The 10,593-nt window shown below is 56.7% G+C and carries 11 protein-coding genes and 1 pseudogene; 5 read left to right on the top strand and 7 right to left on the bottom strand.

The features are described from left to right. The first annotated feature begins 47 nt into the window (after positions 1-47). Genes ABD815_RS08950 through ABD815_RS08965 form a run of 4 tightly spaced genes read left to right on the top strand, consistent with a single transcriptional unit; the run spans position 48 to position 4,564 of the window. Positions 48-824 carry a CmcJ/NvfI family oxidoreductase gene (locus ABD815_RS08950; protein WP_344846462.1) on the top strand — a complete coding sequence of 259 codons (777 nt, stop codon included), beginning with the start codon at positions 48-50 and terminating at the stop codon, positions 822-824. A gap of 38 nt (positions 825-862) precedes the next feature. Beyond that, complete coding sequence (locus ABD815_RS08955) at positions 863-1,651, top strand: SDR family NAD(P)-dependent oxidoreductase (RefSeq protein ID WP_344846464.1); 789 nt, start codon at positions 863-865, stop codon at positions 1,649-1,651. Between the two features lie 50 nt (positions 1,652-1,701). Beyond that, the gene (locus tag ABD815_RS08960) at positions 1,702-2,610 is read left to right on the top strand and encodes a 2OG-Fe(II) oxygenase family protein (RefSeq protein ID WP_344846466.1); all 909 of its coding nucleotides are present in this window, start codon (positions 1,702-1,704) and stop codon (positions 2,608-2,610) included. Positions 2,611-2,656: 46 nt separating this feature from the next. Beyond that, positions 2,657-4,564 carry a sigma-54-dependent Fis family transcriptional regulator gene (locus tag ABD815_RS08965; RefSeq protein ID WP_344846468.1) on the top strand — a complete coding sequence of 636 codons (1,908 nt, stop codon included), beginning with the start codon at positions 2,657-2,659 and terminating at the stop codon, positions 4,562-4,564. Between the two features lie 25 nt (positions 4,565-4,589). Here the strand turns inward: ABD815_RS08965 and ABD815_RS08970 are convergent, their stop codons facing one another. Genes ABD815_RS08970 through ABD815_RS08995 form a run of 6 tightly spaced genes read right to left on the bottom strand, consistent with a single transcriptional unit; the run spans position 4,590 to position 8,641 of the window. Further along, positions 4,590-4,877, bottom strand: coding sequence for a putative quinol monooxygenase (locus ABD815_RS08970; RefSeq protein ID WP_344846469.1), 288 nt, complete (start codon positions 4,875-4,877; stop codon positions 4,590-4,592). After that, positions 4,877-5,653: a lipoyl protein ligase domain-containing protein gene (locus tag ABD815_RS08975; protein WP_344846471.1), complete on the bottom strand. Its 777-nt coding sequence runs from the start codon at positions 5,651-5,653 to the stop codon at positions 4,877-4,879. Before ABD815_RS08975 ends, ABD815_RS08970 begins: the two co-directional genes overlap by 1 nt. Further along, positions 5,650-6,330 carry a 2-oxo acid dehydrogenase subunit E2 gene (locus tag ABD815_RS08980; RefSeq protein WP_344846472.1) on the bottom strand — a complete coding sequence of 227 codons (681 nt, stop codon included), beginning with the start codon at positions 6,328-6,330 and terminating at the stop codon, positions 5,650-5,652. The genes ABD815_RS08975 and ABD815_RS08980 overlap by 4 nt, the downstream gene beginning before the upstream one ends. Continuing rightward, entirely contained in the window at positions 6,327-6,560 is a 234-nt protein-coding gene (locus ABD815_RS08985; protein ID WP_344846474.1) for a biotin/lipoyl-containing protein, read from the bottom strand. The genes ABD815_RS08980 and ABD815_RS08985 overlap by 4 nt, the downstream gene beginning before the upstream one ends. 59 nt (positions 6,561-6,619) lie before the next feature. Further along, entirely contained in the window at positions 6,620-7,639 is a 1,020-nt protein-coding gene (locus ABD815_RS08990) for an alpha-ketoacid dehydrogenase subunit beta (protein WP_344846476.1), read from the bottom strand. Positions 7,640-7,654: 15 nt separating this feature from the next. Then, complete coding sequence (locus ABD815_RS08995) at positions 7,655-8,641, bottom strand: thiamine pyrophosphate-dependent dehydrogenase E1 component subunit alpha (protein WP_344846477.1); 987 nt, start codon at positions 8,639-8,641, stop codon at positions 7,655-7,657. Positions 8,642-8,957: 316 nt separating this feature from the next. Here ABD815_RS08995 and ABD815_RS09000 point away from each other — a divergent pair, with 316 nt between their 5' ends. Continuing rightward, positions 8,958-9,944: a zinc-dependent alcohol dehydrogenase family protein gene (locus ABD815_RS09000; protein WP_344846479.1), complete on the top strand. Its 987-nt coding sequence runs from the start codon at positions 8,958-8,960 to the stop codon at positions 9,942-9,944. Positions 9,945-10,385: 441 nt separating this feature from the next. On the opposite strand, the pseudogene ABD815_RS09005 reads toward ABD815_RS09000, so the two are convergent. Further along, positions 10,386-10,593, bottom strand: a pseudogene (locus ABD815_RS09005) (VOC family protein); the annotation flags it as partial.

Genomic DNA, 10,593 nt, shown 5'->3' on the forward strand with positions numbered 1-10,593 from the left:
TTTCCATACTGATATCTCTGGTGTCAAGCTGAAGAACGGAGGCTTTCATGACCCAGACAGCGACAGTGAATTACCATGTCCACAAACCGGAACGGCAGGCGTTTGAGTTGGACGCAGGCGGGATTGTTGGCAACCTCTTATCGCCCGAACTTGCCCCCACACAGGTACAGGTCTTTGATGAACGCGCCGTCGGCGCCAGCACAACGTTCGAAGAATCCTCCGTCGGGTTTACGACCTCTCCGACGAAGGTTCGCGCCTTTGATGTCTCGAATTGGCAGCACACATATGAAGCCGAACTGACCACGCTTCTGACCGCCGAAATTGACGCCAAAGAAGTCATCATTTTCGATCATACCGTGCGCTCCGATGACCCCAATTCCGCTCGAAAACCCGCACGCAACGTGCATAGTGACTATAGCCTGCACGGGGCCAAACAACGCCTCATCGACATTCTGGGCGAAGAAACAGCGGCGGAATGGGCCAAAGGCCACTACGCGTTCGTCAACGTCTGGCGGCCAGTGGGTGCGCCTATCAATTCGGCCCCACTTGGCTTCATCCTGCCGGATAGCGTTGAAAAATGTGACTGGATCTTGCTCGACCTGATTTATCCGGATCGCAAGGGGCAAATCTTGGGCCTGGCGGCGAACCCTGATCATCGATGGATTTACAGATCCAAGATGACGCCGGACGATGTCGCCTATTTCAATATTTACGACAACCAGGGTCGCCCCTCTATCGGGCATAGCGCGTTGGACATGGTCGAAGATCCAAACATCCATACCGTGCGCCAAAGCATCGAGAGCCGGACGCTGGTTCGGTACTGAACGCCCCAACGCCCGGATAAAGAACGAAAGACAATCACATGACCAAGACCATTCTTATTACAGGGGCCACCGATGGCATCGGCCTTCTCACCGCGCAAAACCTCGCAGCTGAGGGCCACACGATATTGCTGCATGGCCGCAGTGCGGAAAAACTAGCGGCGGCGGCAAAGAAGGTCGGCGGCACGACCAAGACTTATACCGCCGATCTGTCCCGCATGGCGGACGTCCAAGCGCTTGCGGCAGACATCCGCAAAAATCACGACCAGCTTGATGTCGTCATAAACAACGCCGGTGTTCTCAAGGCGCCGAATACGGTCACAAGAGACGGTTTTGATCTGCGGTTCATGGTCAACACCATTGCGCCCTACGTGTTGACCCGCGCCCTCTTGCCGATCATCGCCAAGGACGGCCGCATCGTTAATTTGTCTTCCGCCGCACAAGCACCAATTGATGTTGCGGCATTACTTGGGCGCAAACCCGTCGGCGACTCGGCTGCGTACGCCCAAAGCAAATTGGCCATTACGATCTGGACACAAGAGTTGGCCAAAGAACTCCCCGATGGGCCTGCGGTTATTGCGGTGAACCCCGGTTCGCTGTTGGCTTCCAAAATGGTGAAAGAGGGCTATGGCATCGCGGGGAACGATCTGAGCATCGGCGCAAGCATCCTGCGCGAAGCTGCATTGAGAGCATCCTTTGCAAACGCCACTGGCAAGTATTTCGACAACGACAGCCAGCGTTTTACGCAGCCTCATCCCGCCGCAATGGACAGCGGCCATGTGATGAGTGTGATGCAAGGCATCACCGACGCCATCGCCGAGCTGGGCTAACCCAACCCAACAAACAAAGGGGCCTGCGCCCCGTATCAGGAGTATTTACAATGCAAACGAATGTCCTAGACCGCGCTCGCGCGATTGAACGTCCCACCCGTGATGAAATGCTGCAACGCACATTTTCAGTTCAGCAGTTCTGGAGCCAAAACAAGGACCTGTTCAAAGACGCTTGGAAAGAGTGGGAAGACAGCACAGGCCAGACCGCAGTTCTCGACAGCAGCCTTTACGACCCAAAATTGCGCGCTGCTGTTGAGCAAGCATGGGAAGACCCCACCAAAGAAGGTGCTGTTAAAGACCTGTGGGAAGAAGTGTTCCCCGGCGTCTACAAAACCCAATTCTTTGATCCAGATCGCCTGGATGTTCTGCGCGACTACCTTGAAGGCGTGGCAGACGCTGATATTCCGCTGCGCCCGCCCTATGGAATTTCGCTGAACCGTGGCGGGGCTATGCTTGATGAACGTTCCGAAGGGCACCTCGGTGCGCCGAATTTCCAGACCTTCTATCGTGGTTTGATGGATGCCTACATGCGCCCGATTTCGCGCCTGCTTTTCCCCGATATCGTTGGGTACGACACGCAAACGTTCGGGTTTTCGATCCAGTGGCAGGCGAATGCTGATACCTCCCTGCGCGCCCACACGGACGCCTCCTCGGTGACGTTGAACATCAACCTCAACCTGCCCGGTGAAGATTTTTCCGGCTCCGGAGTGCGGTTCGTTGATCGCGATACCCGTCAGGTCAGCGAGCTGACGTTCGCCCCTGGCACAGCATTGATCCACCACGGCAGCGTGGCACATGAATCCATGCCGATCACCGAAGGCGAGCGCTCGAATTTCGTCCTTTGGCTGTATGGCGATGATGGTCAGGTGCCTCGTTTTGGCGGGAGTGAAACCAAACTTGATCCTCGCGCGCGATGGTCCGTACCGACAACCAAGGGCGATGGTTTCGCGCCGTTCTAGGTTGCGCAGTGAATAACGGGATGGGCGGCGAAATCCGCCCCTCCACGTGCCGATTCAGTTCACTTTTTATCGAGCAAGACTCGCACTTAAGATTGATATAGCCTCGGCAAACATCGCGGAACGAAATCTTTGGGAGGGGATTTTGATGGCCGATTACATGACAAAAACAAACGCGGTTCCGGCGATTGCAGCGTCTTGGGCGCGATGCGAACGTGTCTACAACCTTAAACGCAATGCTGCCCAACCTATCTTGCGCCTGCAGTCGTCCGAGGTTGCGCCCCGCCAAGAAGCAATGATTGACCGCACAGGCGGTAAGCAAGGCATCTTTCGCCAACTTGCAACTCTCGCGGCGAACGCTGGGAACTGTCTAATTGTCACCGACCGAGACGGTATTTTGGTCCGTCTCGAAAGTAAAGACGCGGGCGAGGATTGGAACGGGATTGCGCTTGGGTCGGTTTGGGATGAACGAATTGCAGGGACCAACGGTGTCTCTATGGCCCTGGCAGAAGGTCGGGACTTCACCGTTCGTGGCAAAGATCACTTCTACTCCCAGCTGAAACCCTTCGCCTGTTGCTCGGTCCCTTTGCGCGACGCGGCCAATGAGATCATCGGCGTCGCTAATCTGTCCTCGATCGACACCGGCAACCCAACGGATTTCTTGTTCGCACAGCAACTCCTCAGGGCCGCAGCGAGCCGCATTCAGCAAACGTTGTTCGAAAAGAAATTCACAGATCAATGCATTGTCTCTGTCGCGGCACACGGTCGGCGCGATCTGATCAAAGGGGCTGAGTTGATCGCCGTAGATGAAAACGGGATCATCCTCGGCGCGACGTCCCAAGCACATAGCTTGGCTGGATACGAGACGCACGCACACTTGACCGGTCTCTCGTTTGAAGACGCGTTTGGCGCCGAGATGCCGAACATAGATCACGTTCCGGGACGGGTCCTCAGCGTGCGCAGGGATCAGGGGCCTATGCTAGACCTCTGGTCACGGGCGCCCCTGCAAGACAATCGTGCTGTCGTCGGTTGGCGGCCAGTTACCATGCCGGTCCGGCATCAAAGGCAGCAGCCAACCTTGAAGGACTTTGCAATCGGTAGCCCCGCACTGCGCGAAATTTGCGACCGGGCAAAGGCCACATTGGATCATGGCCTTCCGATTTTGATTGAGGGAGAAACTGGAACCGGCAAAAGCGCATTGATTACGGCGTTGCTGGGTAATGCGTTCAACACTGTGACCGTTGATTGCGCTGCCTTGGACGCCTCTGACGAAAACCGTGACTACGTCCGATCCTTGATCGAACAAGCACGTATTGCCGTAGCGCTGGATGGCGCAATGCCGCAAAAGACCGCTCTGGTATTTGACAATGTGGACGAGATGCCCCCCTTCGCGCAGGCGGCGTTGCGTAATATTCTGGATGAAACTGGAAAGGCCCATTCTACATTCGACGCTAACATGGTTATCGTCACGACGTGCCGTCGCCCATTGAAAGATGTGGTCGAGGAAAGGACCTTTCGGGATGACCTCTATTACATGCTGTCTGGCGCTGCTTTCATTCTGCCGCCACTACGTCACCGCGACGCGAGACCACTGGCTAAATGCATGGCGCAGAGGCTTGCGGGCAAACAGGTTACGCTGACACAGGATGCCACGGACGAGATCAGCAACTACGGCTGGCCGGGGAACGTGCGGGAACTGCAAAGCGTGCTGCGGCAGGCATTGATCCAAGGCGATGGCACGCAAATAACGCGCCTTGACCTTGCGCTAGCAACTTCGTCGCCTGTTTCGACACCCTGTATCGCGATGCGTCCCTCACCATATAACGAGGAACAAACGCTACTCGACGCCCTGAACGGCGCCCGCTGGAACGTCTCGAAAGCCGCCCGAACATTAGGCATCGGGCGGGCGACGATCCATAGAAAGATGAAGGCCTTTGGCATCGCGCGCCCGATTTGAACGTGCTTGAACACGGCAAGTAGCGTTAGAAGCGGTTTAGTCCGCCTTTCTGCGTGATGTAGAGCGGCGAAATACCTTCGAGCACGCTCTTTATGTATGGTGTGGCATTGTCAGAGACGATGCCTTTGCAACTATCGACCAAGTCAAAGAAGCGGCCCGCGTAGTTCTCGGCGAAGCCCTTGACGTGAAGGTCGCCGTTCTCCGCATCACTGTAGCGTTCGAGGATGTGCCATGTGCCGGTGTCACCGACCTCATACCATTCATAAACAAGCGTGCCGTCTTCCTTGCTTGCTCGGCCAACAAGTTCAGACATCAGGCCATGAAAGCCTGCTCGGTTTGCGTCTGGTACTGTGACCTCAAGATGGACGTGGATGGTTTCGTTAGACATATTTTCCTCCCAGAGTTGATGTCTTTAAATGTTTGAAGATCGGCCAATGCCTCCACGCTTGCGCGATGCATGGCGTCAATAGGCAAGGATCGTAGGCTGAAAGCCTGTTCCAGACTCGTATGCGCATCCGCACGAACCGGCGCGAGGCCGATGGCATTGTGGAATGTTGAAACAGCCTGAGTCGCAGGGGCGATTCCATCGCGGATCAGGATCATGGCATGGGCCAGAACCCGCGCGCGGCCGTCATTGGTTGGTCGCCAACGCTGGGCTGTCCCGACCAGTTTGCGCCCGCCCGCGGTCAGGTTCCAAGCACCGTCACAAAAGCTGTCTGGTGTGTCGCTGACGCCGAGAGCATTTCCATGGGGACCCAAGGCTGCCTTGATGACCATAACCAAAAGCCGGTAGCCATCTTCGATCATGAAGCCGCGCGGGGCATCAAACGCGAGCGCAAGATTGGCGACCATCGGCCCTTGCGGCACGACGCCACCACCTGTCGGGCGCTGAAAAACCGGCCAGCCGCTGTCGGCGGAAAGGGCGGCCCCTTCGCCGTAGCCCACTTTAGCGCCAAAGGCGCGCGGACAGACCAATGACCGCTGGGTCGCAGACCATAGTCCGACACGCGGACCGCCAGCCATGAACAAAGCGTCCTCATATCTCAGCCCGTCAGCTGCGGTTCTTACGCTTTGAAAGGCGCTGCTCATACCGCCATCCCCTCGATTTCGTCGCAAATCGTGGTCAGCAGGTCACCCGCAGGTGCGCCGTCAAAGGCGCGGTGATCGAATGTCAGAGACAGGCCTACAAAGGGGCGCAGTTCAATCCCGCCATCCGCCGTGCGCACCGCGCGATCCGTCATCCGGCCAACGCCAAGGATACAAATCTGTCCAGCATTCAGGATCGGGGTGAAATGTTCGACCCGCGTAAGGCCGAGGTTCGAGATGGTGAATGTCCCGCCCGTCATTTCTGTCACCGTCAGCTTGTTGGCCTTAGCCCTTGCTGCCAAGTCCTGACGCGCGGTCCGCAATGCACTGACGTCCATCTCCCCTACGCCGAACAATGCTGGTGCGACCAGCAGATTTCCCGGCAGGGCGATGGCGACGGACAAATCAATGGCATCGTGCAGCTTGACCTCTTTGCCCTCAACACGGCCGTTCGCATTCGGGTGTTTCTTAAGCGCCCGAACCACAGCCAGCATGAGAAGATCCTCGACCGAGGCTTTGGTTCCATTCTCTGCCAGACGTGCTTTTTCAGCCATCAGCGCCGTTGCATCCGCGCTACCATGATGCGTGAGCTGCGCCGCCGTCGCGAGGCTTTTGACCATCGCGTCGGCAATCATGCCGCGCACCCCTTTTAGTGGAACTGTGCGCACACTGTTACTCATTCGATTGTTCCGATAACCGCACCCTTGGGCACAACGGCATCGGCCTCTTCGGTGATTGTCACGGTGCCGGAGGCAGGTGCGTTGATTTCATACTGCACCTTCGCGGTCATGATCTCGGCAATCAGTGCGCCTTCTTCAACTTTGGCGCCGTCGCTGACCAGCCAAGTGGTGATTACGGTCTCTTCGTCTTCGTCCCAGAGGTCGGTGGGGATGGTGATGTTCGTTGACATGTCGTTTCCTTCTGCTGGCTGGGGCCGCACACATCTGCGCAGCCCCTGAGGGTGTGTGGTCAGGCGGCTTTCATGCTATCAAAGGCCGCAACGATCTTTTCGGGGTTTGGCAGACAGAACTGCTCCATCACCCGCGCGAACGGGATCGGCACATCCGGATAGGCCACCCGTTTTGGCGCGGCTTTCAGGGCCGAAATGTCGTGTTCCGTTACGCTCGCAATGATCTCTCCCGAGACGCCGTAGGACATGTAATCCTCGTCGACGACGATCAGCCGTCCGGTTTTGGCGACAGAAGCGCGGATCGTGTCGCGATCCAATGGCACAAGGCTGACCAGGTCGATAACCTCAGCGCTCACGCCCTGCGTTTCTAGCTGCGCGGCGGCTTTTAATGCATTGTGAACGCCAAGCCCCATAGAGACGATGGTGACGTCGTCGCCCTGACGCGCAACTTTCGCCTTGCCGATTTCAAGCGTGTAGCTTTCTTCTGGCACATGGACCGTCGCGCCTGGCTCAGTCGCCAGCCACCCCATGCCTTGCAGGCTTTTGTGATACATGTAGACGACGGGGCTGTCGTCGCGCATGGCGGCGGTCATAAGGCCTTTGGCATCGTAAGCGTTGGATGGGCAGACCACCTTCATCCCGGGCAGATGCGCGAAGGTTCCGTAAAGGCATTGCGAATGTTGGCCGCCGTCGGAATACCCACCCCCTGTCGAGGTCATCAGCACCATCGGCACCTTTGAATTTCCGCCGGAAAAGTAGGTGTTCTTGGCCATCAGATTATAGATCGCGTCAAAGCAGACACCGAAAAAGTCGACGAACATCAGCTCCGCCACGGGCCGCATACCGTCCATCGCGGCGCCAACAGCGGCCCCGATAAAGGCGGTCTCGGAAATCGGCGTGTCGCGGATACGTTCCGGCCCGAATTCTTCGAGCAACCCGCGGGTGTTGCCGTAAACGCCGCCGAGGGCTCCGATGTCCTCGCCCATCACGAAGACGGTCGGATCCTTTTGCATTTCCTGTTGCACTGCCTCGGCCATTGCGCGGGCAATCGTGAGTTTTCTTTCATTCGATTTGGTCATGATTTTTTCCTTTCCTCAGGCAAACACAGCGGTTAGCGCGTCTTCGGGCGCTGGATCCGCACTTTTGCGGGCAAATGTGATGGCTTTTTCAACACGGGCGGCGGACTCTGCCTCGATCGCATCAAGTTCATCGGCAGTGGCCATTCCGTCAGCCAACATCCGGTCACGCATTTTCGGGATTGGATCCTTGGCGAACAGCGCATCTTTTTCACCCTTCGGGCGGTATCCCTCGGCGTCCCCCATAAAGTGCCCCGCCAAACGGTAGGTCTCGATCTCGATCAAGGACGGGCCGTCGCCTGCGCGCGCCCGCGCAATGGCCTCGCCAGCCGCCTCAAAGATCGCGTATGGATCGTTGTCGGCAACGCGTTTGCCCGGAATACCGTAGGCCGCCGCTCGATCTGCGTTGTTGGCGATGGCTGTAGAATCGCCCTTGGCGACCGAGATTCCCCAATCGTTGTCTTCAATAATGCAGACAAACGGGAGCTTCCAAGTTGCGGCCAAGTTCATGGCTTCGTGCCACCCGCCTTGGTTCACCGCGCCCTCACCGACGAACGCAACGGCGACGCCCGGCTTGCTCTGCATCTTCCGGCTAAGGGCCGCGCCGACCGCAGGCCCCATGCCCTGTGCAATAATGCCCGAGCAGGCGAAATTTACGTCTGCATCAAACAAGTGCATATGCCCGCCTCGACCGCCGGACAGACCAGTTTTCTTGCCGAAAATCTCGGCGGCCATTTTGTCCAGATCGACGCCCTTAGCGATGGCTTGATGGTGTGGGCGGTGGGTTGCCGTTACAATGTCGTCAGCTTCAAGGTGCGCGCAGACTCCCACAGCTACTGGTTCTTGCCCATCGCTCAGGTGCATCTCGCCCGGGATTGGGCCATCCGCCATGCTGAAGACAGGTGTTTTTCCTTCGAAGTAGATTTTCGCAATGGTCTCTTCGAACTTTCTGCTCGTGACCATGTTGCGATACATCCAATGTTGTTGATCGCGTGTAGGTGCCATGTGTTCCTCCCGTAACTGCAGCGGCTCTGCTGCTTGGCTTCTGGATAAACGCTGCGACCGCGCTGTCTTTTCGGCAATAAAGAAGATGGGCGGGGCGATTGCTTTGGCCAGAACTGTCTCAACATGAGACAGTTTGAGACAGTTTGGTGCGCTTTTCGCTCGGCGGCTTGGGGGTAGGGGCAGTGCCAGTCCCGCGCCATGGGATCGAATCTGCATTATATTCGCAATCGGAATACTGAACTTATAAGTGGGCCAATTTACCTGATTTATGGATAGTTTAAGTGATGGCTATCAAACACATTCAGGAGTTGCCCCAATGAAAGCCACAACAATCACAGCCTACGGCGAGAATGCTAAATTCGAGCCAGCGGACCTGCCAAAGCCCAGCGCGACTCCCGGCCATGTCGTGGTCCGCGTTGCCGCAAGTAGCGTAAATACTGTTGACACCATGATCCGCACGATGGGCACTGACCTGCCGCTATCGCCTGCGTTGCCTGCCGTTCTCGGCATGGATTTTGCAGGTGTAGTCGATGCAGTCGGTGAAGGTGTGACCGGTTTCGCGGTGGGCGACGAAGTTTACGGCTGCGCCGGTGGTCTGGCTGATCTGCAAGGGGCTTTGGCGGAATACATGCTGGCCGACGCCAAACTGATTGCACACAAGCCAAAGTCCATCTCGATGCGCGAAGCTGCGGCCATCCCATTGGTTGGCATCACGGCCTATGAAGGTTTGCAACGCGCTGGCGTCACGGCAGGCCAAAAGGTTCTCGTTCAGGGTGGCGCTGGCGGAGTGGGCCACCTGGCGGTCCAACTGTCAAAGCACTTTGGCGCAGACGTTTATGGAACCGGAACCGGTGAGAAGCAGATTGAAGTGATCAAGAGCTATGGTGCGACGCCAATCGACTTTGCAGTCGAAAAGATCGCGGATTACGTGGCCAAATACACCGATGGCGCGGGTTTCGACGTCATTTTTGATACTGTCGGCGGTGCCAACATGACAAACTCGTTCGAGGCTGCCGCCCTGAACGGGAACATCGCCTCAACAGTCGGTCTACTGGAAATTGATCTGTCACCTGCGCACTTCAAAGGCCTGTCGCTGCACATCATCTTTATGTTGCTACCGATGTTGCACAATCACAAACGCGAAGAGCACGGGGCAATCTTGGCCGAACTCGCGAAGATCGTAGATGCAGGGGCTATGAAACCGCTTCTGGATGAACACAGCTTTGACCTCACCGCCGTTGACGCCGCCTATGACCGCCTGACCAGTGGCCAAGCGATCGGCAAGGTCGTCGTCGAAATTTAAGCTTGGCGAACATTTAGAGCCGGTGGTTTCGTGAGCTATATGCGAAGATTTCCGCCGGCTCTCTTTTTGTTTGCGATTGGGTTAAACTCTGCTTCTTACTTGAGCACGACGTTTAGCTAGAGATAATACGCCACAGCTGTTCTTGAAAGCGACAGAATTGGATCGGTTGCCGTACCTCGCGGATGACCCTTCTCGCGCTCATCTTGTGTTGAACAATGCACCAACAACCGCTTCAACGGGTCGCTACGTGGCATTTCAGAATACCGGTAGACGGCGTCCAAACTCAAAGTGTTGCACTCTGCTCGAACGGCAGCTTTCAGCAAAGTGGCCTATTGGGTTTTGCAGTGGTCGAATGTCTGCTTTGGGCCGTGAGTGACAACCGGCAACCAGTCAAACCGCTATGATGCGGCAACGCGGCTAACGGCAGCAAGGAGCCCAGAGTTACTGACGAACAAAAGCCCGGCTTGAAACGGAAATGGAGTTCTTGGCGGGGTCTTTCGCGTTGGTGAAGCAGTAGCCGTCGGCACGATGAATAGAGCCGAACTTCAATCCACGCTTTTCGGAGTCTCGGCAAAATGCTACGACATCCTTAACGTCGAAAACCAGCTTAACAAGCGTTTGGCCGTCCTTTCGACCGGTCGGCATCGGG

This window comes from Celeribacter arenosi, assembly GCF_039539485.1.
GTDB classification, from domain to species: Bacteria; Pseudomonadota; Alphaproteobacteria; order Rhodobacterales; family Rhodobacteraceae; genus Celeribacter; species Celeribacter arenosi.